General features: G+C 69.2%; 27 protein-coding genes. 3 read left to right on the forward strand and 24 right to left on the reverse strand.

Annotation, left to right across the window (positions count from 1 at the left end; translation table 11 throughout):
- Positions 1 to 188: 188 nt before the first annotated feature.
- The 4 genes from H7F49_RS10405 to H7F49_RS10420 form a co-directional block, all read right to left on the reverse strand.
- Positions 189 to 497, reverse strand: a complete 309-nt coding sequence (locus tag H7F49_RS10405; protein WP_185683537.1) for an alkylphosphonate utilization protein — start codon at positions 495 to 497, stop codon at positions 189 to 191.
- A 55-nt stretch (positions 498 to 552) separates the two neighbouring features.
- The gene (locus H7F49_RS10410) at positions 553 to 1,659 is read right to left on the reverse strand and encodes a potassium channel family protein (RefSeq protein ID WP_185683607.1); all 1,107 of its coding nucleotides are present in this window, start codon (positions 1,657 to 1,659) and stop codon (positions 553 to 555) included.
- A gap of 413 nt (positions 1,660 to 2,072) precedes the next feature.
- Complete coding sequence (locus H7F49_RS10415; protein ID WP_185683538.1) at positions 2,073 to 2,459, reverse strand: PilZ domain-containing protein; 387 nt, start codon at positions 2,457 to 2,459, stop codon at positions 2,073 to 2,075.
- Positions 2,460 to 2,649: 190 nt separating this feature from the next.
- Positions 2,650 to 3,681 (reverse strand): LacI family DNA-binding transcriptional regulator, encoded by a 1,032-nt coding sequence (locus H7F49_RS10420; RefSeq protein WP_185683539.1) that lies wholly within the window; start codon positions 3,679 to 3,681, stop codon positions 2,650 to 2,652.
- 282 nt (positions 3,682 to 3,963) lie between these two features.
- On the opposite strand from H7F49_RS10420, the gene H7F49_RS10425 reads away from it, so the two are divergent.
- Both H7F49_RS10425 and H7F49_RS10430 read left to right on the forward strand, forming a co-directional pair.
- Entirely contained in the window at positions 3,964 to 5,154 is a 1,191-nt protein-coding gene (locus H7F49_RS10425) for an aminotransferase class I/II-fold pyridoxal phosphate-dependent enzyme (protein WP_185683540.1), read from the forward strand.
- Between the two features lie 181 nt (positions 5,155 to 5,335).
- Complete coding sequence (locus H7F49_RS10430; RefSeq protein ID WP_185683541.1) at positions 5,336 to 5,800, forward strand: hypothetical protein; 465 nt, start codon at positions 5,336 to 5,338, stop codon at positions 5,798 to 5,800.
- 106 nt (positions 5,801 to 5,906) lie between these two features.
- On the opposite strand, the gene H7F49_RS10435 is transcribed toward H7F49_RS10430, so the two are convergent.
- From H7F49_RS10435 to H7F49_RS10525, 19 genes are all read right to left on the reverse strand, one after another.
- Positions 5,907 to 6,509, reverse strand: coding sequence for a response regulator transcription factor (locus tag H7F49_RS10435; protein WP_185683542.1), 603 nt, complete (start codon positions 6,507 to 6,509; stop codon positions 5,907 to 5,909).
- A 132-nt stretch (positions 6,510 to 6,641) separates the two neighbouring features.
- Positions 6,642 to 7,031: a flagellar export chaperone FliS gene (locus H7F49_RS10440; RefSeq protein ID WP_235982081.1), complete on the reverse strand. Its 390-nt coding sequence runs from the start codon at positions 7,029 to 7,031 to the stop codon at positions 6,642 to 6,644.
- Positions 7,032 to 7,052: 21 nt separating this feature from the next.
- Positions 7,053 to 8,498, reverse strand: a complete 1,446-nt coding sequence (gene fliD / locus H7F49_RS10445) for a flagellar filament capping protein FliD (RefSeq protein ID WP_185683543.1) — start codon at positions 8,496 to 8,498, stop codon at positions 7,053 to 7,055.
- Positions 8,499 to 8,711: 213 nt separating this feature from the next.
- On the reverse strand, positions 8,712 to 9,848 hold the full coding sequence (locus H7F49_RS10450; protein ID WP_185683544.1) for an EscU/YscU/HrcU family type III secretion system export apparatus switch protein: 1,137 nt from the start codon (positions 9,846 to 9,848) through the stop codon (positions 8,712 to 8,714).
- Positions 9,845 to 10,627: a flagellar biosynthetic protein FliR gene (gene fliR, locus H7F49_RS10455; protein ID WP_185683545.1), complete on the reverse strand. Its 783-nt coding sequence runs from the start codon at positions 10,625 to 10,627 to the stop codon at positions 9,845 to 9,847. The genes H7F49_RS10450 and fliR overlap by 4 nt, the downstream gene beginning before the upstream one ends.
- A gap of 9 nt (positions 10,628 to 10,636) precedes the next feature.
- Complete coding sequence (locus H7F49_RS10460) at positions 10,637 to 10,912, reverse strand: flagellar biosynthetic protein FliQ (protein WP_185683546.1); 276 nt, start codon at positions 10,910 to 10,912, stop codon at positions 10,637 to 10,639.
- A 208-nt stretch (positions 10,913 to 11,120) separates the two neighbouring features.
- Positions 11,121 to 11,888 (reverse strand): flagellar type III secretion system pore protein FliP, encoded by a 768-nt coding sequence (fliP, locus tag H7F49_RS10465; RefSeq protein ID WP_185683547.1) that lies wholly within the window; start codon positions 11,886 to 11,888, stop codon positions 11,121 to 11,123.
- Entirely contained in the window at positions 11,885 to 12,184 is a 300-nt protein-coding gene (locus H7F49_RS10470) for a flagellar biosynthetic protein FliO (RefSeq protein ID WP_185683548.1), read from the reverse strand. Before H7F49_RS10470 ends, fliP begins: the two co-directional genes overlap by 4 nt.
- Complete coding sequence (fliN, locus tag H7F49_RS10475; RefSeq protein ID WP_185683549.1) at positions 12,184 to 12,444, reverse strand: flagellar motor switch protein FliN; 261 nt, start codon at positions 12,442 to 12,444, stop codon at positions 12,184 to 12,186. Before fliN ends, H7F49_RS10470 begins: the two co-directional genes overlap by 1 nt.
- A gap of 32 nt (positions 12,445 to 12,476) precedes the next feature.
- Positions 12,477 to 13,370: a FliM/FliN family flagellar motor switch protein gene (locus H7F49_RS19885; protein ID WP_185683550.1), complete on the reverse strand. Its 894-nt coding sequence runs from the start codon at positions 13,368 to 13,370 to the stop codon at positions 12,477 to 12,479.
- A 10-nt stretch (positions 13,371 to 13,380) separates the two neighbouring features.
- On the reverse strand, positions 13,381 to 13,974 hold the full coding sequence (locus H7F49_RS10485; RefSeq protein ID WP_185683551.1) for a flagellar basal body-associated FliL family protein: 594 nt from the start codon (positions 13,972 to 13,974) through the stop codon (positions 13,381 to 13,383).
- A 38-nt stretch (positions 13,975 to 14,012) separates the two neighbouring features.
- Complete coding sequence (locus tag H7F49_RS10490) at positions 14,013 to 15,362, reverse strand: hypothetical protein (RefSeq protein WP_185683552.1); 1,350 nt, start codon at positions 15,360 to 15,362, stop codon at positions 14,013 to 14,015.
- A gap of 78 nt (positions 15,363 to 15,440) precedes the next feature.
- On the reverse strand, positions 15,441 to 15,866 hold the full coding sequence (locus H7F49_RS10495) for a hypothetical protein (RefSeq protein ID WP_185683553.1): 426 nt from the start codon (positions 15,864 to 15,866) through the stop codon (positions 15,441 to 15,443).
- Positions 15,856 to 17,184, reverse strand: coding sequence for a FliI/YscN family ATPase (locus H7F49_RS10500; RefSeq protein WP_328806667.1), 1,329 nt, complete (start codon positions 17,182 to 17,184; stop codon positions 15,856 to 15,858). The genes H7F49_RS10495 and H7F49_RS10500 overlap by 11 nt, the downstream gene beginning before the upstream one ends.
- A complete protein-coding gene (locus H7F49_RS10505) occupies positions 17,178 to 17,786 on the reverse strand; it encodes a FliH/SctL family protein (protein WP_185683555.1) in 609 nt (202 codons plus the stop codon). Before H7F49_RS10505 ends, H7F49_RS10500 begins: the two co-directional genes overlap by 7 nt.
- Positions 17,779 to 18,804 carry a flagellar motor switch protein FliG gene (gene fliG / locus H7F49_RS10510; protein ID WP_185683556.1) on the reverse strand — a complete coding sequence of 342 codons (1,026 nt, stop codon included), beginning with the start codon at positions 18,802 to 18,804 and terminating at the stop codon, positions 17,779 to 17,781. Before fliG ends, H7F49_RS10505 begins: the two co-directional genes overlap by 8 nt.
- Positions 18,801 to 20,456 carry a flagellar basal-body MS-ring/collar protein FliF gene (fliF, locus tag H7F49_RS10515; RefSeq protein ID WP_185683557.1) on the reverse strand — a complete coding sequence of 552 codons (1,656 nt, stop codon included), beginning with the start codon at positions 20,454 to 20,456 and terminating at the stop codon, positions 18,801 to 18,803. Before fliF ends, fliG begins: the two co-directional genes overlap by 4 nt.
- Positions 20,457 to 20,459: 3 nt before the next feature.
- The gene (gene fliE / locus H7F49_RS10520; protein WP_185683558.1) at positions 20,460 to 20,831 is read right to left on the reverse strand and encodes a flagellar hook-basal body complex protein FliE; all 372 of its coding nucleotides are present in this window, start codon (positions 20,829 to 20,831) and stop codon (positions 20,460 to 20,462) included.
- A complete protein-coding gene (locus H7F49_RS10525) occupies positions 20,828 to 22,159 on the reverse strand; it encodes a sigma-54 interaction domain-containing protein (RefSeq protein WP_185683559.1) in 1,332 nt (443 codons plus the stop codon). The genes fliE and H7F49_RS10525 overlap by 4 nt, the downstream gene beginning before the upstream one ends.
- Positions 22,160 to 22,422: 263 nt before the next feature.
- On the opposite strand from H7F49_RS10525, the gene H7F49_RS10530 reads away from it, so the two are divergent.
- A complete protein-coding gene (locus H7F49_RS10530) occupies positions 22,423 to 23,235 on the forward strand; it encodes a flagellin N-terminal helical domain-containing protein (RefSeq protein ID WP_185683560.1) in 813 nt (270 codons plus the stop codon).
- 168 nt (positions 23,236 to 23,403) lie between these two features.
- Here the strand turns inward: H7F49_RS10530 and H7F49_RS10535 are convergent, their stop codons facing one another.
- On the reverse strand, positions 23,404 to 24,297 hold the full coding sequence (locus H7F49_RS10535) for a hypothetical protein (RefSeq protein WP_185683561.1): 894 nt from the start codon (positions 24,295 to 24,297) through the stop codon (positions 23,404 to 23,406).
- Between the last annotated feature and the right edge of the window lie 178 nt (positions 24,298 to 24,475).

Raw genomic sequence — 24,475 nt, forward strand, 5'->3', positions numbered from 1 at the left:
TTGGGGCACGGCAGCTGGTCAAGGCGGGGTGCCCCTCCACCATCCTGCCCGCAGGGCAGTTTACCCTGAGCGGCCGGCCTGCCGGCCAGCCGAAGGGGATGGTCCCCCTCCCCCGGTGGGGGAGGATCAGGAACGGCAGCCCCCCACCCGACCTTTGCTTTCACCGGCTCCGAACAAGTCCGCGCGGCTTAGCGCTTGCGCACGAACTCCGCGCGCAGGACCAGGCCTTTGATCCCGGGATACTTGCAGTCGATCTCCTGCGGGTCGCCGGTCAGGCGGATCGACTTGATCAGCGTGCCCTGCTTCAGCGTCTTCCCGGCGCCCTTGACCTCAAGGTCCTTGATCAGCGTCACCTGATCGCCGTCGGCCAGCAGGTTGCCGACCGCATCGCGCACCGCGATCGTGTCGGCGGCGGCCTGCCGGACAGCCAGTTCCGATGCGGGAAGCCATTCGCCACTGTCCTCGTCATACACGTAGTCTTCGTCATCGGCCGCCATGGTGCGCCTCCTCGCCGGGCCGCCCTGCCAGCCGGATCGATGTTTGGCCAGGACTCTATTCGGTGACGCGGTAGCCGCGACCGACCGGACCGGGGCCTTTCGGCGCGTTGAACACGGCTCCGGCCGCCACCCGGCTGCCCCGGATCACCAGGACCAGGGTGTCACCGGCCTCGATCCGCACGTCCTCGCCGGGATGGACGAAGCTCTGCGCCGGGCCTTCGCCGGTGGCCGCCCGGTCGATCTGGACGATGAAGAACCCGCCGTTCCCACGCCGCTCGGCCTCGGCCACGCTCGCCCCGGCGAGGGCCGAGTGGCGCGGCACGGTGACCGCCTCGAGCTCGAGCCCGAAATCGTTGAGCCCGCGCTTGAGCTCGCGCAGTTCGGTGCTTTCGCCCACGAAGCGCGCGGTGCGGGGATAGATGATCAGCTCGGCGATGCGCTCGGCCCCGATGTGGGTGGGCAGGACCACCTTGTCGGCCCCGGCGTGGATCAGCTTGCCCTCGGTGCTCGGCGCCTCGCCCCGGGCGATGATTTCGAGCCGTGGATTGAGGTTGCGGGCCGACAGGGTGATGAACACGTTCGTCGCGTCATCGGGCAGGACCGTGGCCAGCACCCGGGCCCGCGCGATCCCGGCCTCCTGCAGCGAGGCCTCGTCGGTCGCGTCGGCGCAGAGGGCCAGGTAGCCGGCGGCACGAACCTCGTCACACTTGGCCGGGCTGCGCTCGACGATGATAAACGGGGTGCGGGCGGCGGCCAGTTCCTTGGCGAGCTGCAACCCGATCCGGCCGAAGCCGCAGACGATGGCGTGGTCGGTCAGGCGTTCGATCTGGGTCTGCATGCGGTCCATCCCGAGAAGGCGCTTCAGTTGATAGTGGGCAAAGACCTGCACCAGGGCACCGGTCAGCACGATCATCCCGGTGCAGCCGAGCATGATCGTGGCGATGGCAAGGCCCCGCAGGTAGGGGGTATCGATCGGGCGGACCTCGCCATAGCCGACCGAGAAGATCGTCAGGGTCACCATGTAGGCGGCGTCGCCGACCGACCATCCGGCCGCCACGAAACCGGCGGTGGCCGCGGCGAACACGGCAATCATGTAGACCAGGGTGCGCTTGAGGTTTTGCAGCGGCGCGCCGATCATGCTGGCGGCCGCCTGGGCGATCATCCCGCGATCGGGGATTGGCTGCTCGGGTCCTCGGCTATGTCGCTGGTCCATGCTACCCCCGGCCTCGTCTGTGGCTAGGCCGTAAACTCATAAACAGTGCCATCGAGGCGCCCAAATGGCGAACAGATCGGGCGAAGCCGCCCGCGGGGAAGGCTGGTTGCCTTTCCAAGGGCGGGTTTGGCCGAGATGGAAGCCATTTGGGCGTCCCGCAGGGATTTGCCCAGAAAGGCCCATCGCCGCATTGGATAGGCTTGAAATAGAACCACTATTCCTGCGCCTATCCGCCTTGCGCTGGGCCTTTCTGCCTCAAACCTCGATGGCGCTGTTTATGCGTTTACGGCCTAGGGCGCGGCGATGTCCAGACGCGTTGCGCGAACGGGTGCGAACGAGACCGGTTGCGGCCCGATGCCGCGTCAGAGGCGGCGCACGCTTTCCAGGATTTCGTGAGTGGCCAACGCGCGTTCGGTCGCGGGGGGAATGGCGCGGCAGAATTCGACGCCCATGTTCTCGTCCTCGCGCCAGCGGACATAGCCCGAGATCGCGCCCAGTCCGGCAAAGTTCAGCGCGATGAAATGGCCGGGGCCGATCGTCGGATCGGCATAGCGCACGCAGCAGCCGAACGAGGACACGTCAACCAGCGCGAGTCGGCCCGCAGGCTGGATCAGGGCATCGATCCGCGCGATGCGGGCGCTGCGCCGGCGGTCATCCGCCTGGGCTTCCAGCGGCGTGGGAGTGGCACCGGACAGACGGTCATCAAGGCATTGGGCACGGGATGGCAGGCGAGCGGGAAGCGACGACACCGATGGTTCTCCTGCGCCGGTCTCAGTGCCGGCGTCGGGGGAAAGCTACGCAGCTCAGGGATAACACCGGGTTAAGGCGGCAAGATTTTGCCGCAGGGCGAGGTGACGCTGCGGCGGGTCGAGGCCGGCGGCCCGGTTCCGCGCGTTGACCGTGGCCTGCGGGCCCATCTGTCGCTGCGCCGCTGCGGGCTCAGGCGCTTTCGCGGACCACCAGGGTCGGGGTCATCACTGTCGAGGGTACCTCGTCGCCGGCAATCCGCTTGAGCAGGCTGGTAACCAGCGTGCGCGCGCCGCCGGCGATATCCTGCCGCACCGTGGTCAACTGCGGCACGGTCTGCGTGGCCAGCGGCAGATCGTCGAAGCCGACGATCGCCACATCCTCGGGCACCTTGCGGCCGCGTTCGTGCAGCAGCCGCAGCGTGCCCATCGCGATTACGTCCGATGCGGCGAAGATCCCGTCGATTGCCGGATCCATGGCGTCCAGATCGGCGGCAATCTGTTCGGACATCTCCTGCTGCGAGAGATGTGTGGGATAGATGTCCAGCGTGGCGCCGGTGCCGCTCTGGGCAATCGCGCTGCGCGATCCAGCCAGGCGCTGCTCGATCTCCAGACCCTTGGTGTCGCCGAAGAAGGCCAGCTTGCGCCGCCCCCGCGCGAGCAGGTGGCGCACTGCCAGTTCGCCGCCGACGAAGCTGTCGGTGCCGACCACGCAATGGCGCTGCCCCGACCGGCGCGTTCCCCAGACGACCAGCGGGCGATAGACCTCGGCGGTGCGCTCGATCGTATCGAACTGATCAGACTGGCCGATCATCACCACGCCGTCGAGCATGCCCGAATCGACAATCCGCTCGAGCCAGTCGTCCCCGTCCGACGGGATCACCCGGCTGAGCATCAGGTCATAGCCGACCTCGGTCAGGCCATCGGCCAGGTGGCCGAGCATGGTCATGAAAAAGGGGTCCGAGATGTGCTGCTTCTTTTCGTGGCCCAGCGGGATGACCACGCCGATCACCCCGGTCTGGCCGGTCCGCAGGCGGCTGGCCATCTGGTTGGGGCGGAACCCGTGTTCCCGCGCCAGCGCCTGGATGCGCTCGCGCGTCTGGCTGTTGACCAGGTCCTTGCCGGCGAGGGCCCGAGAGACGGTCCCGGCCGACACGCCGGCCAGCTTGGCCAGCTCTGAGATGTTGCGAATCCGGCGCGGCTTGGCGTCGATCTCTCCGCTCATGCGATCACTGTCCCCCTCTTGCGGTCGAGGCAGCTATGGCCTGTTTTGCAATGGCTTACGCCCCTGTCACCGTGCAATCAATCGATGACCCGGACACAAGCCACACCCGCATCGCCGTGAAACGATTGTGGCTGCCTGACGCTGAAACGTCTTAGCGCAAAATCTGTTCCCAAGGCGCATCAATTTGTCGCAGGCGCGCCATTCCGGTCCGGGGTCACGGGGCTTTCCGGCCGGACCACCATCGGACTTGTTTCGATGGCCGGCGCGCCCTAGCCAGAGGGGATGAGCCAGACCGCCGAACTCGCCCCCGATCGTCAGCGCCACGCCCCGATTGCCGCGGTCGAACCGTTCCATGCCATCGCCGTCAGCCGGGTCGCGCATGAACTGGCCGATGCCGGGCGGGACATCATCCACATGGAGTTTGGCCAGCCCTCGACCGGGGCGCCCGCCGCCGCGATCGCCGAGGCTCACCGGGTGCTCGATACCGAGGCGATGGGCTATTGGGAAAGCAACCCGCTGAAGGAGCGGATCGCCGCGCATTATGCGGAGACCTATGGCGTGACGATCGAGCGCGAGCAGGTGATCCTGACCTGCGGCGCCTCGCCCGCGCTGGTTCTGGCCCTGTCCTGCCTGTTCGCACCGGGCGCACGTGTGGCGCTCGCCCGGCCCGGCTACGTCGCCTATCGCAACACGCTGCGCGCGCTGTACCTCGAACCGGTCGAGCTGCCGTGCGGTCCGGCCGAGCGCTATCAGTTGACCGCGGCGGCGCTAGCCGCGCTCGATCCGGCGCCGGACGGGGTGATCATCGCCAGCCCGGCCAATCCCACCGGCACGATCATTGCGCCCGACGAATTGGCCGCCATCGCGGCGGTCTGCCGGGCCCGCGGGATCCGCATCGTATCGGACGAGATCTACCACGGGCTCAGCTTCGTCGGCCCGGCGCGATCGCTGCTGGAACATGCCCCCGACGCCTTTGTGGTCAACAGTTTCTCCAAGTACTTCAGCATGCCGGGCTGGCGCCTGGGCTGGGCGGTGGTCCCGCGCGAGAGCGTGGGCGCGGCGCGCGCGCGGATGGGTAACCTGTTCCTGACCCCGCCCGTGATCGCCCAGCGCGCGGGGCTGACCGCTTTCGGCTGCCGTGACGAGCTGGAGCAGCATATCGCGACCTATGCCCGCAACCGTGCGCTGATGCTGGCCGTCCTGCCGCAACTGGGGCTGGACAAGGTGGCGCCCCCCGACGGCGCCTTCTATCTCTACGCCGATATCGGCCACCTGACCGCCGACAGCCTGGGCTTTTGCGAGCGGCTGCTGCGCGACACCGGGGTCTGCACCGCCCCGGGGATCGATTTCGACCCGGTCGAGGGCCACCGCTTCATGCGGTTCAGTTTTGCCGTCTCGACCGACCTGATCGAGCAGGCGATCGCCCGAATGATCCCCTGGTTTGCCGCCCAGCCGCACATAAATGGCGAATGAAGACTTTGTAAAACAAAGTTATTTGGTCAAATTAGGGGTTCTCGTGGACGGGCGTTCACGGGCGCTTCAGCGAATGTTGCGAAATGATACGGGCGCATGCCTCGCGGGGATTCCCGTGATTGACCGCCCGGTCCCGCCCCGGAAGGACAGTGGCATCGCAGCAGGGAGATTCGCTCCGGTGATGAAGCGGAACAATGCCGAGGCCCTTGGGCCAATCGACGGGGAGCCCTCCGGCTGGACCGTGCGGCGCGCGCAGCAAGCCTGGCGCCGGCGCTTGGCCGACCTCGCCAATGCCTGCGCCGGTGCCTATCCGGAAGACGAGGGCGATCGCATCCGCGACGCGCACGAGCTGCTGGCTTCGGCGCCGAACCCGACGCTGATCGCCGGGCTGGCCGTCCCGCCCGAAAGCCGCATCGACGGGATGATCGCCGCCGGCGCCCCGACCAGCGCGGCGATGGCCCTGCTCGGCGAGGGCAGCGGCTACCTGCTGTCGTGTGGCAGCGGGGGCGGGCACCTGGCCAGCGTGGTGCTGCCAGGGTCTGCGCAGGACGTTTCGGCTTGTGGCGACACCCCGGCGCTGGCCCTGGTGGGCGCCATCGCCACGGCGCTGGCCGCAGCGGGACCGGGCGGAACCGCGCTCAACTGACTCTGGTTCATCGGGCCAGCGGGACCGGAGCATAGGCCCTGGTCGAGCCGGACCGGCCGAGCAGACCTAATCGGCCGTCCAGTCCAGGTCAGCCGATCAGTCCCAATCAGCCGACCAGCGAAGCCTCGATCGCGATGCGGATCGCCTCGGAGGTGTGAGTTGCGCCCATCTTGTTGAGCATGTTGGCGCGGTGAATCTCGACCGTGCGCGGCGAGATGTTCAGCTTTTCCCCGATCAGGCGGTTGGACAGGCCACCCGCGACCCCGGCGAGAACCTCGCGCTCGCGCTTGGTCAGCCGTTCGACCCGGCTGCGGGCCACGGCCTCGCGCAGCTTGGCCCCGGCGACCGACTTGGCGCGCTCCTCGGCGACGTCCATGCTTTCGATCAGTTGGCGTTCGTCGAACGGCCAGACCATGTAGTCCACCGCGCCGTGCAGCACCGCCTCGACGATCCGCCGGGGGGAAGGCTCTTCGGCGAAGGCGATGATCGGCAGCCAGTCGCCGGTCTGCCCCATGTGCTGCAGCAGGTCGGCAATCGACGTGCCGCTGTCATGCACCAGCAGCAGGCCGTCGCGCGGCCAGCGGGTGAACAGTTCGGACGTGTCCTCGAACGGTTCGACGTGGAGCCCGCTGCCCGACAGGCAGTGGGAGATCGCGGCACGGCGCCGGAAGTCGCTGTCGACGAGGAGGAGGTTGTTGCGTCGGCTCATGGGTTCAGCTTACCGATTTGTGCCTAAGGGTTAAGACGGAGACGGCTCCGCAATGGAGCAATTTTAAAACCGTTTTGAACACATCTGTGTCCAGGCCCGGTTGCAGGATCGAGACGGGCCGAGCGGCGGGCATCAGTTCCGCTGAGCCCCGGCGGTCATCGCCGATGCGATGTCCACGAAATCGGCCCGAACCCGTGCGATCTGCTCGGGATTGAAGTTCAGCACGCTGTCCAGCATCGCCGAACGCGCAGCCTGGTAGAACTGGTGGAGAGCGGCGGCGACGCCCTCGGTGCCGTTGACGCCCAGTTGGAGCGCGGTGATCGCGGAGATCGCGCGGGTCAGGGCCTTGCTCTTGGTCGTAATGTCGCCGCGCTCGTGCGCGAACAACGCCGAGCCGAGCGCACCGATCAGGTGCTCGTAGCACAGGCTCACCAGCTCCATCGGATCGCAACCGGTAACGCGGGCGTCGAAATCGACCCGGCGGTAGGCGTCCTGGGGATTGTGGCGGGCGAGCATGGTCATGGTGCAGCGTCCTCAGGCGGTTCAGTTGCGGCTCGAATTCCACGCATCGATCTGGTTCTTGAGGAACGTCAGGGTCGAGGTGGAGGCCGATACGGTGGTCTGGGTCTTGGAGAAGCGGGTCACGAGCTGCTGGCGCAGCAGTTCCTGCTTGTCGGTCAGCGAGGTCAGGTCGGTCTTCACCTTGGCCTTGAGCCCGGTGTAGCGGTTGACCGACGCGGCCAGCGAGAAGGCGTCGCCGCTTGCGCTCATCCGGCGGGACAAGGCGTCCACGGTGCCGTAAACGCCGTCGAGGCCGTTGGTGAACATGGCCGCGACCGAGGTCGGATCGGCTTTCAGCGCAGCCGTCAACCGGGCACTGTCGAAGGCGTAGGAGCCGTCGCGCTGGATCGAGACCCCCAGGTCGGAAAGGGTGCGCGGCGATCCCGCGGGCGCGGACGGCATGATGACCTGTCCGGTCAGCCCCGACAGCGACCGCTTGAGCGCCAGCGCCCCGCCATCGCGGGCCAGGTCGCCCGACAGCGGGTCGGTCGCGGCGCGGACCTGCGAGGCCAGTTCGTTCAGGGCCGAGACGAAGTCGGTCATGAACGCGCTGATGGCCGAGGTGTTGTCGGCGAAGCTGAGAGTCGCCGGGGCCCCGACGTTGGTGGCGGTGAGCGTCAGGTTGAGGCCGGGGATGATCTCGTTGACGGTGTTGCTGGCCGAGGACATGGCCAGCCCGTCGAGCTTGTAGGTGGCGTCCTGCGCAGCGGAGATCAGGCGGTTGGTGGTGCCCATCGCCGGGTTCCACGCGAACTGGGCAAGGCCCGGATCGGTGGGCTCCTCGGTGGCGTCGATGACAAAGCCGTTGGTGGCGCCCTGCGGGCCCTTGACCATCAGCTTGGGGCCATCGGTGGTGTTGGCGACATAGGCGGTCAGGCCCACCTTCGCCGCATTGATCGCCGCCGCCACGTCGCCGACCTTGGACCCGGCGGGGATCGTGATGTTGGCTGCGGTCTTGCCGGTATCCTCGGTGAAGGTGCCGCCCGCGACGGTGCCGAAGCGGATCGTCAGCGATCCCGAACCGACCGTCGCCGTGGTGGAGGCCACCGCCGGGCTGACCAGCGACTGCGCGGCGGCAAGCTGGGTCACCTCGAGCGTGTAGCTGCCCTTCGGGGTCGCCGCGCCCGACAGCTTGGGCGTGGCAATGGCGGCCGACAGCGAGGGCTGTGGTGACAGATCGCCGTTGCGCACGCGGTCCCCCACCGAGGTGGCGAGCGAGAGCAGGCTGGAGCGGAGATTGCCGACCGCGCTGATCTGCTTGTCGAGCGTTTCGGACCGGGTGGTGAGCCGGTCGGTCTGGCCGGCGAACTGGGCGACCGAGAGATTGGCCGCCAGGGTGTTCCAGTCAATCGAGTTGCTGCCGTTCAACGACGTGAGGATCGCGCTGGACGCGGAGCTCTTCGTGGTGGCGGCCGTGGTGCTCGACATGATGGAAAGAACGACCTTCTCGGATGGGATTTAATGGGCTTCCGGGGACGAGGACGGAAAAACTGCGGATTTTTCCGGAGGGGTTATGGCCGTGGTGTGAGGGCCGCGCGGGAAGGCGCCAGCAGCACCCGGGCGCGTCTATCAAACCCTTGAAAACAAACCGTCATGCTGGCGCGGGCTGGCATCACGGCTATCGCTGCGCTGGCCATCGCCTCAGGCCGCCACCGGATCGGGCCGGCCCTCGGGGTCGAAGCGCAGCTCCAGCGGCACCTCGATACGCGGCATCGGGCGGGTCTCGCCCCGCTTCAGGGCCATGACGAAGCCCAGCACGCCGGCCACGGCGGCATAGAGCTCTTCGCGGATCACCTGGTTCTCGCGGGTGGTGAAATAGACCGAGCGGGCGAGTGCCGGATACTCGAGCAGCGGCACATCGAATTCCCGGGCGAGTTCGCGCATGGCCAGGGCCTTTTCCCCGCGCCCCTTGGCCAGCACGATGGGCGCGGCGGCCTTGTCGGGATCGTAGACCATGGCCACGGAGAAATGGGTCGGGTTGGTCAGGACGAACTGGGCCTCACGCATGACCTTCTGCATCGATCCCATCGCCAGCTGGCGCTGGCGCTGGCGGATCGCGGCCTTGCGTTCGGGGCTGCCTTCGCTCTCCTTGTGCTCGTCCTTGACCTCCTGCAGGCTCATCCGCAGGCGCAGGAAGCGCCGGACCCACTGGATCGGGAAGTCGATCATCGCGATCAGCACCAGCCCGGCGGTCAGCGCGAAGAGCAGCGAGGTGATCGCATCCCAGGCTTCGACCAGCTGGCCGGACAGCGGCGCGCGGGCCAGATCGATCAGCCCGCCCAGATGGTCGCGCGCCCAGGAATAGGTGATCGCTCCGAGCAGCCCGGCCTTGGCCAGGCTCTTGCCCAGTTCGACCAGGCCCTGGGTTCCGAACATCCGCTTGAGCCCGGAGAGCGGGTTCATGCGGCTGCCCTTGGGCAGCAGGTTGGTGCCGATCCAGCGGCCTTCGCCGAAGCCGAGTTGCGAGGCGATCGAGGCGAAGGCCACCATCACCCCCAGCACCAGCACAGGCGGAGCGACCGCGATCGTCGCCTTCAGCATCATGGCGCCGGGCGCGAAATCGACCACCTCGGCGCGGCCGAAGCGCAGGCCGCCGGCCAGGGTGCCGGTCAGCAGCCCGAACATCCACGGGCCAGCCAGCTTGAGCCAGGCGGCCCCGGCCAGCATCGCGACGGCGGTCGAGAGTTCGCGCGAGCGGAGGACATCGCCTTCGCGCGCCGCGTCGCGTTTGCGCTTTTCGGTTGGGGCTAAGGTTTTCTCGCCGCCGTCATCGTTCATTTCAGCAGCACTCCTTCCGCCTGCCGAAGCGCCTGGGCCGAGAGATCGGCCATCATGTCACCGGTCAGCGGGGCCGAGACGATCAGCGCGGCAAGGCCGGCGAGGACTCCGGCCGGAAGCCCCAGCGAGAACAGGTTGAGCGAGGGCGCGGCGCGGCTGACCACCCCGGCGGCGAACTGCACCAGCAGCAGGATCAGCGTGACCGGCAGGGCGATCGCCACCGCGGTGATGAACATCTGGGTGCCGAACCCGGTGATCGCCCCGATCCGTTCGGGCCCCAGCCAGGTGTGGCCAGGCGGGAAGCTGGCATAGGACTTGATGACCAGGTCGATGAACATCAGGTGCCCGCCCAGACCCAGAAAGACCAGGGTCAGGACCACGCCGTAGTACTGGCCCAGGGCCGGGGAATGCGCGCCGGTCTGGGGATCGGCCGCGGCGGCGATCGACATCCCCATCCCCGCGCCGATCACCTCTGCGGCAATCGTCGGGGCCGCGAAGGACAATTGCAGCACGAAGCCCAGCGATGCGCCGACCAGCACTTCGCCCGCGACGGCGAGCATGCCGTCCAGCGAGAACAGCGCCGGCGGGGCCTGGACTCCGGTCCAGTTGCAGACCAGCACGCCGACCGCCCCGGTGACCACGATCCGCGCCTGCGGCGGCACACCCGTTGCCCCGAAGAACGGCGCCGCGAGCAGGGCCGCGCCGATCCGGGTCATGATGAACAACCAGCGCCAGAACTCGGCTTCAAGCGCGCCCAGGCCGAAGGTCAGCGAGATCATGCGCGGCGCTCAGACCTTGCCCATGCGGGCGATCTCGCCGAAGATCTCCTGGGTGAAATCGCCGACCAGGCCCAGCATAGAGGCGCCCATCAGCACCAGCACCAGCGCGATCACGCCCAACTTGGGGACGAAGGTCAGCGTCTGTTCGTTGACCGAGGTTGCCGCCTGGACGATGCCGATGACGATGCCCACGGCCAGGCTGGCAATCAGCACCGGCGCGGCGACCAGCGCGGTGATGTACAGCATCCGGTCGGCCAGCGAGAGGAGGGAGGCGGTGTCTTCCATGGTCAAGGGTGCCCGGGGCTGGTGGTGCGGGTTGTTCGCGCGGGTTTGGTGTCGCGCGCGGCCTTCGACAGGCTCAGGCTGAGCGGGGTTTGGGTTGAAGTCCCTATCTTTAGCAACGGACCAGATGGTTCCACCTTACCCCCATCCCAAGATCCGCTCAGCCTGAGCCTGTCGAAGGCCACGCGCCCGCCTCTCCCCATAAACCCCATCATCCGAAGCTCGCCGCCAGGCTGCCCATCAGCAGGGCCCAGCCATCGACGAGGACGAACAGCAGCAGCTTGAAGGGCAACGAGACGATCGTCGGGCTCATCATCATCATGCCCAGGCTCATCAGCACCGACGAGACCACCAGATCGATCACCAGGAAGGGCAGGAACAGCATGAAGCCGATCTGGAAGGCGGTCTTGAGCTCGCTGGTGACGAAGGCCGGGAGCAGGATCGAAAAGGGCACGTCCTGGGTCCGGGCGAACTTCGGCGCCTTGGCCATGTCGGCGAACATCGCCAGGTCATGCTCGCGGGTCTGGCGGATCATGAAGCCATGGAACTGCATGCCGGCCGTGGCGATCGCCTGCTCGGCGTTGATCTGCCCGGCAGCATAGGGCTGGAGCGCCTGCTTGCTGACCTGGTCCAGCGTGGGCGCCATGATGAACAACGACAGGAACAGCGACAGCCCGATCAGCACCTGGTTGGGCGGGCTCTGCTGCAGGCCCAGCGCCTGGCGCAGGATGCCCAGCACCACCAGCACGCGGGTGAAGCTGGTCATCATCAGCACGAGGCTGGGCAGGATGGTCAGCAGCCCCATGATCAGGAGCAACTGGAGCGACAGCGTCAGCCCGCCGCCGGGGCCGCCATTCATGGACTGGAAGGCGCGGTCGAGCGCGCCGGGGATGGCCGAGCCGGTGGCCGCCTGGGCGTGCGCGATCGACGGCGTGACCAGCAACTGCAGCCCCGCGATGATCCGGGTCGAACGCTTCATGCCGCGCTCTCCGTGGCCGGTGCGATGGCCGTGGCGGCGCTGCGCGCCGGAGCTTCGGCGAGACGGGTCAGGCCATGGCGCGAAGCCGAGACGAGGATTTCCCGGCCATGGAACTCGATCACTGCCAGCTTCAGCGTGGGTGACAGCATGGTGGTCTCGATGATCCGCACCGACTTGGCCTGGCCCGGCGCGGCGCCATAGCGCGCCTGCATCTTCTGGAGCAGCTTCAGCGTGCCCCAGATCAGCGCGCCGATCAGCGGGAGCACGATGAACAGCTTGACGATGTACCAGAGCATCAGGCGCTCTCCGTCCCGCCCGCCAGCTCGACGATGCGCAGCCCGAAGCGGCCGTTCTCGGCCACGATCTCGCCCTTGGCGATCAGCTTGCCGTTGACCATCACGTCCAGCAGCTCGTCGGTCAGGCGGTCGAGCATGACCACGCTCTCCTCGCCCAGCGAGAGGACGTCCTTCAGCTTCATCTCCGTCCGGCCGAGTTCGACCGTGACGCGCACGTCGACATCCTTGAGGAGATCGAAGCCGCGGGTGGGAAGGTTCATTGGGGTGTTCCTCGAGGTAAGCTGAAAGGCGTTCAGAAGGCGGTGCGGATCTGCAGGGCGACCCGATCGTCGGCGGCGCCGACGGTTCCGGTCGCGACGGTGGCCTGACCCAGCCGGAGCGGCACCTGGCGGGCGACGGCGACGGGCAGGACCATGCCGGGCTCGATCGCGGCGACCGTGGCCATCGACATGCGCATGTCGACCAGGATCGCCGACAGCTGCAGCGGCAGGTCGCCGAAGGGTTCGCTGAGCGGATCGGCCATCGGATGGCGCACGGCCACTGTCCGTTGCGGCGCCGCGCCGAACAGCGCGCCCAGCGTGGGCAGCGGCACGGCCAGGCTGACCTGCCAGGTGTCGCCGCCCGGTTCGGTCACGTCGAGCTCGAGGTGAGCCACCGTGGCATCGCGGGCGAAGGGTTCCAGCAGGTTCAGGTTGCCGTTGCGGCGCAGCGGCTGCAGCGCCTCGGGCTGGCCCGGCAGGAGGACCTCGGCGAGCTCGCGGATCAGGATGGTTTCGAGGCGGACGATCATCAGCTCGGCCGAGACCGGAAACTCGGCTGGCAGCGGCGAGGGCGCCTCGCCACGGCCGCCGAAGGTGCGATCGACCATGCGCAGCACGGCGGCGGCATCCAGCGTGGCCAGCAACGGCAGGCTGTCCGCACCCACGCCGATCAGGCTGTTGGCGGCCAGATCGGGGGCGAACATGGCGATATCGTCCAGCGTGCTGGTTCGCGCCGGCTTGGCCTTGACCGCCAGGCCCTTGCCGCCTGCGAAGGGCGCGAGCGCGGCCAGCAGCGGACGCGTCAGGCGCTCGCCGGCGCGCGTCAGCAGGGGCAGCAGCTCCTCGGCCCCCGGCGCGGCGCGCAGCAGCTCGGGGCAATGCTGGGCGACCGGGCGTTCGGCAACAAGCTGGCGTTCGGGTTTCACCGGCTTGGCCTCACTGCACCAGGAACGACTTGAAGTAGACCTGATCGACCCCGCCGAACCCTTCTTCCTTGGTCAGGACCTGGTTGATCGCCTGGGTCAGCCGCTTCTGCAGCTTCTCCTTGCCGGCGAGCGAGCCGATATCCTCCTCGGGGGTGTCGGCCAGGACGTTGAGCATGGCCGAGCGGATCGCCAGCTCGTGCTTCTTCAGCCACATCAGCACGCGCCCGTCGCGGCGGGTGGAGCAGGCGACCGAAACCTGGACCAGCGCGTCCGAGTTCTTGAGGTTCGAGGTGAATTCCTCGGAGAAGGTGAAGTAGCTGGTCTTGTACAGGCTGCCGCCTTCGCCCTCGACCTCGGCCCCGCCTTCGCCTTCCTTCTCGCCTTCCTTCTTGGGCGCGTAGGGATCTTCCTCGCCCTTGCGGACCAGCTTGGGGTTGTTGTCTTCCTTTTCCTCCTTGCCGTGGCCACCGCCGATCACCCCGGCCACGACCAGGCCGTAGACGCCGCCGCCGCTGATCGCGATCAGCACGACGGGGATCAGCAGCTTCATCAGCATGCCGCCCTTCTTCTTCTTCTTGGGCTTGTCTTCCTTGTCAGAACTCATGGCGGGATCTCTCCGGAGTCAGGCGATGGCGGGGCGGATCAGGCGAAGATGCCGCGCGGCCGCGAGGTGGTGGAATCGCGCGCTTCGGCGCGGCGGTTCGCCGCCGGGAGCGGCGCATCGGCATCGAACCGGGCGGTGCGGCCCTGGCGCTGGCCGGGCTCGCCACCGGCGGCCGAGGCGTCGCCGCGACCGAGGCCCTGGCCGTTGGAGCCGGATGCGGTCTGGCCCGAGCCCTGGCCGCCGTCGCGCGATCCGGCATCGGCGGAGGTGGCGGCGCCAGCCGCCGGAATGGCTGCCTGGACGGCCCGGGCGAAGTCCGGATCGGCGCTCGCGACCGAGACCGCGAGCCCGCGCTGGTCGTGCTGGAAGCTCAGCGAGACCTGGCCGAATTCGGCGTGATTGAGCGCGACCTGGACCGACTGCGGCAGCCCGGTCTGCGCGGCGTCGCGCGCCGCGATCAGGCGATCCATCAGCGCGGCGAAATCGTGCGGCTGGGCGGCGTGGGTCGCGCCCAGCGGGGCGTTTGGCGTGGCGAGAGCAGCGTTCTGGCCCAGCGGGCTGGCCAGCAGCCCGGCACCATCGCTGGACGAGGCCGCTGCGTTCAACGGGTTTTCGCGCTCCAGCGTCAGCTCCGGACGCAGGCTCACCGCGCTCATCGGCCGGGCCGAGCCCGCCTCGAAGCGCAGGTCGCCGGCGGCCCGGGGATCGATCCGCGCCGGATCGAGCCGCAGCGCCAGGGCCGGATCGGCGGCAGTCTTGCCCTTGGTCTCCGCGCCCACGGCAGCGGGCGGCAGGCCTTCGCCCTGGGGCAGCGGACGACCGAGCAACTGGGCCTCGATCATCGGCGGCAGGGCGCCTGCGGCGGCATCGGCCGCAGCGGTGGTGACGGGAATGGCGGGAGTCGGGCTCGCCTGAATGGCGAAGCCGGCCCAAATGGCAGAGGCGGCGGGCTCGCCGTCATCGCCGTCGGGTCCGGCGACGGTCTGCGGCTGGTCCGCGCGGAGCGGGGTCTTGCGGGTCCCCGTGTCCTGCGAGGGCAGACGCAGCGCGCGCAGCGCGGCGAGCAGGCCGGGGACGGCCTGGCCAACGGATTCCGCGCCCGGTTCGTGCGCCGGCTCGCCCGGTCCACCGGCCGCGGTGCCGGCATCCGGCAAGAGACCCGGCAAGATCTTGCCGGTCAGCGGCAAGGCGGCGGCAAGGTTCGGCTGGGCGAGGGCAGGGGAGGAGGCGGGGGCGATGCTGTCGGGCTCGTCGGGTTCGGCTGGCGCCCGAGCCGCGCCGGGCCCGCGGGCGGGTGCCTCGCGATCGGCCAGGACCTGCGCGAAACCTCCAGTTTCCGCCCCCGGCACGCCGTTCTCGGCCGGCTGGCCAGAGAGCAGGCCCGACACTTGGGAGGTCGCGCTGGCAACGTTTGGCGCGGTTGACTGGATCATTATGGCAGGTCCCCAGAGATAGTCCGTGAACTGCTATTCAAGCTCCGTGCCAAGTGACTTGCGCGCGGTGAGCGGGGGCTGCTGGCCCTGGCTCGAAAGGGCCCTGGCCTCTGCCCTGGCGCGGTCCTCGACGGCCTGGCGGCGCCGCTCGGCCTCGGACAGCTGGAGCAGCTTGGCATCGGCCACGCCGCGGGCGCGGTCGGCATCGGCGCGGGTATCGCGGCGGACGCCTTCCAGCCCCTCGCGGAAGCTCGACATCAGGCGCAGCGCCTGACCATCGGCCATGTCGCGGCGGCTGGCATAGTCATGGACCAGTTGACCGGTGCGGTCGGCCAGGGCGAGCAGCTGGGCGAGCGTGCCCTCGGCCCGCGCCGCTTCGGCGGCGGCGGTCTGCTTGGCGATCGCGCGGACCTTTTCCAGCCGCTGCAACCGCGCCAGGCGCTTGCGATCAGGCGCCATCGCCGATCAGCGCCGCCAGCGCGGCGATGCTCTGGTCGAGCGGGACAACCTCGCGCTGGGCCTGGCCCAGGAAGGCGCGCATGGGCTCCTGCATGGCAATGGCCCGGTCGAGCAGGGGATCGGCCCCCGCGCGATAGGCGCCCATCAGCACCAGATCGCGGTTCGCCTCATAGCTCGCCACCAGCGCGCGGAAGGTGCGTGCCATGCGGGCATGGGCCGGATCGGTGATGTCGCTCATCACGCGTGAGAGCGAGGCAGCGATGTCGATCGCCGGATACTGCCCGCGCTGGGCCAGATCGCGCGACAGCACGACGTGGCCGTCCAGGATCGAGCGCGCGGTGTCGACCACCGGATCGTCCTGGTTGTCGCCATCGGCGAGCACGGTGTAGAGCCCGGTGATCGATCCGCCCGAAGCGACCGAGTTGCCCGCGCGTTCGACCAGCTTGGTGATCGTGGCGAGGGCGGAAGGCGGATAGCCCCGCGCCGCGCCGGGTTCGCCCAGCAGCAGGGCGATCTCGCGCCCGGCATGGGCGACGCGGGTCAGGCTGTCCATGATCAGCAACACCCGCTTGCCTGTCGCGCGGAAGTGCTCGGCGATGGATGTCGCCAGCATGGCGCCGCGGATGCGCAAGTTCGGGGCGTGGTCGGCCGGCACGGCGACCACCACGGTGCGCTCGCGCTTTTCGCCCGCCATGTGCCGTTCGACGAAGTCCGAGACCTCTCGCGCCCGCTCGCCGATCAGCCCGACGACGACGATCTCCGCCTCGGCCCCGCTGGCGATCATGTCGAGCAGGACGGACTTGCCCACGCCCGATCCCGCCATCACGCCGATGCGCTGGCCGACCCCAAAGGTGGTCAGGGCATTGAGTGCGCGCACCCCGGTGTCGAACGGCTCACGCACGGGGGCGCGGTCGAGCGCACCGGTGCGGATGCCGCCGGCGGGCCATTCGTCGCGGAAATGGATCGGGCCCATGCCATCGATCGGATGGCCCTCGCCATCGACCGCGCGGCCCAGGAAAGCCTCGCCCACCGGCAGCATGCCGGGGTGACCCTCGGGCCGGACCCGCGAACCGGGGCGCAGCAGCACCGTGTCGCCCAGCAGCATCATCAGGGTGCGGCCGTTGCGGAAGCCGATCACCTCGGCCAGCGGCTCGCCGCGGCCATGGGCGACGCGGCACAGCGCGCCGACCGGGATCGACAGGCCGGCGACCTCGATCAGGCCGCCGTCGCAGGCCGCGACCACGCCATAGCGGTGCGGGGTGAAATCCGGCTGGGCGGCGGCCAGCTCGTCGAGCAGCGGCTCGAACAGGTTCAGCACGCGTGGAACGCCTCGGCCAGGGCCCGGCGCCATTGCGCGGGGCCGTCCTCGACCCCGCCGTTCTGGGTCTCGACCCGCAGCGCGCCGCGTTCGAGCGAGGGATCGGGGCTGATCTTCCAGTCCTTGGGCAACTGCTTGCCGATCAGCGCCCAGTCGTCCGGGTGGAGGCGGATCGTGCGATCGTCATCGGCGCGGGCCAGCATGGCGACGGCCCGTTCGACCCGGGCGGCGAGCGCGGCGGCGTCATGGGCATAAGGCACCAGGGTCGCCTCGCACAGCGCCATCACGGTGTCCTGCAGGCGCTGGCGCAGCGTTTCGGCCATGTCGGCATCGAAGCGGGTGAAGGCGAATTCCAGCGCGGTGCGTGCCTCGGCCTCGGCGGCCATCTGGGCCTCGGCCTCGGCCCGGGCATCCTCGGCGCCGCGGGCATAGCCTTCCGCCCAGGCCAGGGCGACCGGATCCTCGATCTCGACCGGCTCCGGCGCTGCCCCCGGCAGCCCATAGGCCGGATAAGCGCCGGACGACGGGGCCGGGGCGAAGCGGCTATCCTGCCGGAAGCCGTGCTCGGCCGGAAGTCCTGTCAGGGCCGCGAGACTAGACATAGTCGTCGTCGCCGGCCCCGAACACGATCGTCCCTTCGGCCGCGAGGCGGCGCGCCACGGCGACGATCGCCTTCTGCGCGGCGATCACGTCGGCCATCTTGAGGCGGCCGCGGTTGGCGATCTCGTCCTTGATGCCGTCGGCGGCGCGGCTCGACATGGCCTTGAAGAACACGGTGCGTTGATCCTCGGCGATGCCCTTCAGCGCATCGATCAGGGTGTCGCTCTCGACCTCGCGCAGCAGCGCGCCCATCGCCTGCGGATCGAGCACGAAGAGGTGCTCGAACTTGAACATCTCGCTTTCGATCTGCTTGGCCAACGCCTTGTCGAGCTTGGTGATCTCCGGCATGACCCGCTTTTCCACGGCCTTGCCCGCGGAATTGATGATCTCGGCCGCCTCGCGCGGGCCGCCCATGGTGAGCGGCGCAGAGCCGTGGGCCTCGCGGATACGCTGGCCAAGCAGTTCGTCGAGCATGGCCAGGGCCTCGGGCTGGACCGGGCCCAGCGTGGCGATGCGGTGCACCACCTGGGGCTGCTTGTCCGAGGGCAGGGCGTGCAGCACTTCCGCGGCGATCTCGGGATCGAGCTGGACCAGCAGCACGGCGATCGCCTGGGGGTGTTCCTCGCTGATCAGCGGGACCAGCGCGTCGGGATTGAGCCAGCGCGCCAGCTCGAGCGCGCTCGGCGGCTTGTGGTCGGGCGGAATGATCCGCTGCATCAGGTTGTCGGCCTTCACCCCGCCGACTGCCCGGGTCATCAGCGAGCGGACCTGGCCCAGCCGATCATGTGCCTTCAGGCCCAGCCGTTCGGTCTTGTCGACGAACGAGGCGATGGCATTGGCGATCACCTCGGGGGCGATCTCGCCCAGGGCGCACATCTTTTCGCCCAGCAGCCGCAGTTCGGCGGGTTCGAGGCGGGACAGGATCTGGGCGGCCTGCCGTTCGTCCAGCAGCATGACCATGACGGCAGCGCGATCGGCCTCGGTCAGGCTCTCCGGGTCCAGCGTGGTCACGGCGTTCATGCGGCGGCTTCCGGTTCGGCGGGGGTGTGGTTGAGCATTTCGCGCAGGGCGAGCACGGCATCATCGGGGCGTTCGGCGGCGATCCGCTGGGCCAGGCTGACCTGTTCGACCAGCTCCTCGGCGCTGACCGGCGGCGGCGGGAGCGGCCGGGCGGCGCGCCCCTGGCCCTCGGCGCCCTCGGCCTCGTCCTCGTCCTCGCGGCGCGGGGCGGCGGCGGGCTCGCGCTTGAGCGCATTGATCAGCGGACGTACGCCCAGCAGCAGGACCAGCAGCACGCCGAGCAGGGCCAGGCCATAGCGGACGTAGGACTGGAACCACGGTTGCTGCCACATCGGCATGGTATCGACCACCGGGGCGTCGAACGGGCGGAGCACCACGGCCACCTGGTCACCGCGCGCCGGATCGGCACCGACCGCAGCGCTGACCAGCTGCTTCATCTGTTCGATGTCCTGCGGCTTGGCCTTCTTCAGCGCCGTGGCGCTGAGTGCGACGGCGACCGACAGGCGCTTGATCTTGCCCGGCGTGCCATTGGCCACCGAGACCTCGCGGCCCAGCTCATAAGTGCGGGTGGCGCTCGATTCCCCGTTCGTCGGCGTGGCCCCGGGAGCCGTGGCGGCGGGCTGGGTGCCCTGCGGCGGTCCGGGCGAGGCCGTGGGGGCGGGCGGTGGGGTGTTGGCGGTGACGCCCGGCACCCCGACCGCACCCGGCGCGCCAGCGGTCTGCGACTGCTGCTGCGTTTCGGTGCGAAGCACGCCCTGCTTATCATAAGACTCGCGCGCGGAGGTGACCTGGTCCATGTCGAGTTCGACCTGGACCTCGCTCGAGAAGTTCCCCGCGCCGACCATGGGGGTCAGCAACTGGTCGAGCTGGGTGCGCAGCTTGCTCTCCAGCCGCCCCTGCAGTTCGAGCCGTTCGGAATTGCCATCGGCCTTCTCGGTCAGGAGCTGGCCATGCTGGTCGACCACGCGGACCGCGTCCGGGCTGAGCCCCGGGACCGATCCGGCGACCAGGTTGACAATCGCGGCGACCTGGCTGTCCGACAGTTGCCGGCCCCGGGCCAGGCGCACCATGACCGAGGCCGAGGGCGGCACGTTGTCGCGCACGAAGACCGACTTTTCGGCCTCGGCGAGATGGACCCGCACCGCCTCGACCCCGTCGATCTCCATGATCGACAGCGTCAGGTCATGTTCGCGCGCGGCGCGCAGGCGGTCCCCCTCGATTGCGCGACTCGCGCCGAGCGGCAGCTTGTCGATCGAGCTGGCATCGTCCGGCGCGGCGAGAGCCCCGTCCGAGGCGACCAGCATCTTGGCCTTGTAGAGATCGTCCTCGCCCACGGTGAGCGAACCGGTCTGGTTGTCGATGTGATAAGCGATGCCGGCCTTGTCGAGCGTGGCGACAACCTTGGCGCGTTCGCCGTCATCCAGTTCCGAATACAATGTGCGCTGGGCCTGCGGGGCCAGCGTGGCCCAGGCCAGGGCGACCAGACCGATGCCGGCGACCCCGCCGAACACCGGCAGGACCTTGCGCACCGGCGGCTGCTTCACGAAGCTGCCCATCCGCGACAGGAACGGCCCGCCGGCCGGATCGGTCAGCGGGGCAAGCAGGGAAGGCGCGGGCAGCGGGGCGGTCCCCGCGGCGACGAGATCGGCCATCTATCAGACCCCCATCCGCATGATGTCCTGGTAGGCCGAGAGCAGGCGGTTGCGCACCTGCAGCGTGGCTTCGAATGCCACCCCGGCTTCCTGACGGGCCAGCATCACCTTGGCGACATCGGTTTCCTCGCCGCGTTCATAGGCGGCCGACAGGGCCGAGGCCTTCTGCTGGGTGGCACTGACGCTATCCAGCGCGTTCTTCAGCGCCCCGGCAAAGCTATCGCCCTGGGCCTCTGCCGGCTGGGTCGCCGCCTGGGAAGCTGGGGCCGCATCCTTGACCTGCTGCAGCAGGTTGGAGCGATCGATGATCTGCTGGCGCATGGCGAGGATCTGCTGAAGACCCCCGGCGCCGCCAATCCCGCTGACCCCGCTCATGACCGGCCACCCGCTGCCGCGACTTCAAGCCCGGCCTCGCGGAACGAGGCCAGGCGATAGCGCAGCGTCCGTTCCGAGATGCCGAGCCGCCGCGCCGCCGCGACCCGGCTCCCGCCACATTCGGCGAGGGCCTGCATGATGGCGCGCGCCTCGTGCATCTGGACGATGTTCGACAGGGTCTTGCCCCCGGCCCCGGGCACGGCGGTCGGCAGGCCACCCCCGGGCAGACCACCGCCAGGCAGGCCGCCGAAGCCGCCAGCCGGTGCGCCCGGCTGGGCCGTGGCACCGGCCTCGACCAGGCGGGCGATCCCGTCGAAGTGGATGTGGTGCGGAGCGATCTCGTCCGCGTTGCCGGCCAGCAGCAGGGCACGGCGCATGACATTCTCCAGTTCGCGCACATTGCCCGGCCAGGAATGGGCCTTGAGCAGGGCCAGCGCCGATTCGGACAGCCACGGGATCGGCTGGCCCGGCGCGGCATGGCGCAGCAGCAGGGCGAAGGCGAGCGGCGCGATATCCTCGCCGCGCTCGCGCAGCGGCAGCAGGGCCAGCGGGAACACGTTGAGGCGATAGAACAGGTCGGCGCGGAAGCGGCCCTCCTGCACTTCCAGCGGCAGGTCGCGGTTGGCGCAGGCGATGATCCGCACGTCGACCTTGATCGGCGAGGTCGCCCCGATCGGCACGACTTCGCCTTCCTGCAGCGCGCGCAGCAGCTTGGCCTGCAGCGTCAGCGGCATCTCGGCGATTTCGTCGAGCAGCAGCGTGCCCCCGTCTGCGGCGCGGAAGAAGCCTTCCGAGGACTGGCTGGCGCCGGTGAAGGCGCCCTTCTGGTGGCCGAACAGCAGCGCTTCCAGCATGGCCTCGGGCATGGCGGCGCAGTTCACCGCGATGAAGGGGCCATCGCGGCGCGGGCTGCGGGCGTGGATGAAGCGCGACAGCACTTCCTTGCCGGTGCCGGTCGGGCCGTTGATCAGGACCGGGATGTCGCTGGCGGCCAGGCGCTCGGCCAGGGCCAGCACGGTCAGGCTTTCGGTGTCCGCGGCGATCGGCAGCCCGGCCGGCGTCGCCGCGGCGAGCAGGGCGGCCAGGGTCGTCTCGTTCGAACCATCGAGGTAATCGAGCTCGAGACCCGATTCGGCGCGGCGCAGGGCGGGCCGTGGGCCGCGGGTCAATCGCACGCTGGCGCGGCCCGGTTCGGTGCGGTCGGCCAGGACGATATCCGGCCCGGGACCCCCCGTGATCATGCCCATTGCGGCGAAAATGCCGTCGACGCGCTGAACCAGCGGAGCGTGGTTGGCAGCAGTGGCAGCAGAAAATTCAACAGCGGACATCGTTTGAGACCCCAAGCGGATTAACCATCCCCTGGCCTTGTTTTGGCGCGGGAACGTCAAAGGCTTCGGTAATTTAAGTCCTTGTATATTTGCGTATGTGGAAACCCGTGGATTCCGGCAGCTTCTTGCCGGTCGCGTTGCCGCCCCGGCTTAAACTTGCCGCCCGGTTGCCGCTCTTAGCCTCGGTTGCCGTGCCGGATGGGCCGGTCGGCGCCGGGACCTTCTCGGCCGGGATCATTCCGGAACGTACACGGGAGTAGACCATGTCGGTTATCAACACCAATGTCAGCGCGATCCGCGCTTCGAATGCCTCGACCGCTGCCGGCAAGATGCTGGGCACGGCGATGGAGCGCCTGTCGACCGGCAAGCGCATCAACAGCGCCAAGGACGACGCTGCGGGCCTCGCGATTTCGACCTCGATGACCTCGCAGATCAAGGGCATGGCCCAGGGCATCCGCAACGCCAACGACGGCATCTCGATGGCGCAGACCGCGGAAGGCGCGCTCGGCGAAGTGTCGAACATGCTGCAGCGCGTTCGTGAGCTGACCGTCCAGTCGCTCAGCGGCACCTATGACACGGCCGACAAGGCCCGCATGAAGTCGGAAGCCGACGCCCTGCAGACCCAGATGACCGACGTGCTGACCAAGACCCAGTTCAACGGCATCAAGCTGTTCGACGGCACCGCCGGCACCGCGGGTGCGGTCAAGATCCAGACTGGTGCGAACACCACCGACACCGTGACGATGACCTTCGCGAACATCAGCACCACGGCTGCGACCACGGTCGACCTCTCGGCCTCCACCTCGGCTGACCTGACCGCGATCGACACGGCCCTCGGCGTGGTGTCGGACACCCGCGCCAGCCTCGGTGCCAGCCAGAACCAGCTGGAATCGGCGGTCAACGCCCAGACCAACAACATCGTCAACCTGTCCGACGCCCGTTCGCGGATCGAAGATGCCGACTACTCGGCTGAAACGACCCAGATGGCCAAGGCCCAGATCCTCTCGCAGGCTTCGACCGCGATGATCGCCCAGGCCAACCAGAGCCAGCAGAACGTGCTGTCGCTGCTGCGTTAAGTCGCCCTACCGCCCTCTCCCGGGCGTCCTGGCCCGGCGGCGCGCCAATCGCCGCCGGGCTTTAGGGTGTCCGGAGCGCGGGCTTCGACATGGTCCCACGGCGGCGCCGGACGATCCCGTCCGGCGCCGCTTGGCGTTGGGGAACCGGGATCGAGGGCGGGGTCCGCGTCAGGATTGCGGCTGGCTGGCCGCTGCCCGCAGGCGATCGATCTCGCGCCGCAGGCGTTCGTTCTCTTCCGACAATTGCAGCAGCATCCGCCGGGCCAGATCGCTGGCACTTTCGGGCGGAGCTGCGGGATCCGGGGTCATGGCGGCCGGTTCGGTCGCGGCTGGCGGGGCAACGGCCTTGCGCTCGAGGCGGGTCCGGGCCTTGGGGAGGGCGGCGCGCTTGCGCCGCGGGATCAGCCGATCCAGCCAGGCGACAACCCGCGCGACCAGGCTGGACTGGGGACGGACCAGTGCCCGGCTGCGCGGCAGCCCGGCGGGAGCGAGCCCGGCCGGCGCGGCCCCGGCTGGTGTGACGATCGGAGCCGGCCGGGCGCCCTCGGTGGCCGGGACAGATGGGGCCGGCGGAGCCTGGACCAGCGCTTCGGGCGCGGCGGGAAGGGGCAGCGCCGGAGTCGTGGCGGCGGCCCGGGTCTGGCGCGATGCCGTGCGGGGCGTCCCTTTGGCGACCTTGCGCGTCGACCGGTCCGTTTTGGCTGAATTGGTCTGTTTCCCTGCCGATCGCTGAGTGGGTTTTGTCCGTTTCGGCGCGGTTTTCTTGGTCGGAGCGCTGGCCGCGGTCTGGCCGGTCCGGCGCCGCGGGGTGGCCTTGGTCCCCGCACCGCCCTCCGTCGCTGGCGCGGGCTGATCGGGCCGGGCTTCGAGCGGAGCGGCGACGATCACCGCCCCGCGGTGGGGCGGCACGCGGATCTCGGTGGGAAAGGCTGCCGGCCCGCGGGCCCATTTGGGGCCGCCAGGCGCCGGGGCGGACACGGCGACGGTGGCGTCCGGTTCGGTCTCGAGCCGACGGGCGACGGACCGTTTGCGGCCGCGAGCCCGGGTACGCGCATCCTGCATCGCGATCGTCCCCCCACGGAAAACCCTAGATGTAGCGTCTCATGGGCGTGGCGGTAACAACAGGGGGAATTCCATCCGGATCGATAAGTATTGACGCGTATGTCAACGCGCCCGCCCCGATCGGAGCGAGCGCGCTGCCTGTTCGCAGTGGGACCTGTGGGGAGCGGCGCCAGGCGGC

This window comes from Novosphingobium aerophilum (assembly GCF_014230305.1).
GTDB classification, from domain to species: domain Bacteria; phylum Pseudomonadota; class Alphaproteobacteria; order Sphingomonadales; family Sphingomonadaceae; genus Novosphingobium; species Novosphingobium aerophilum.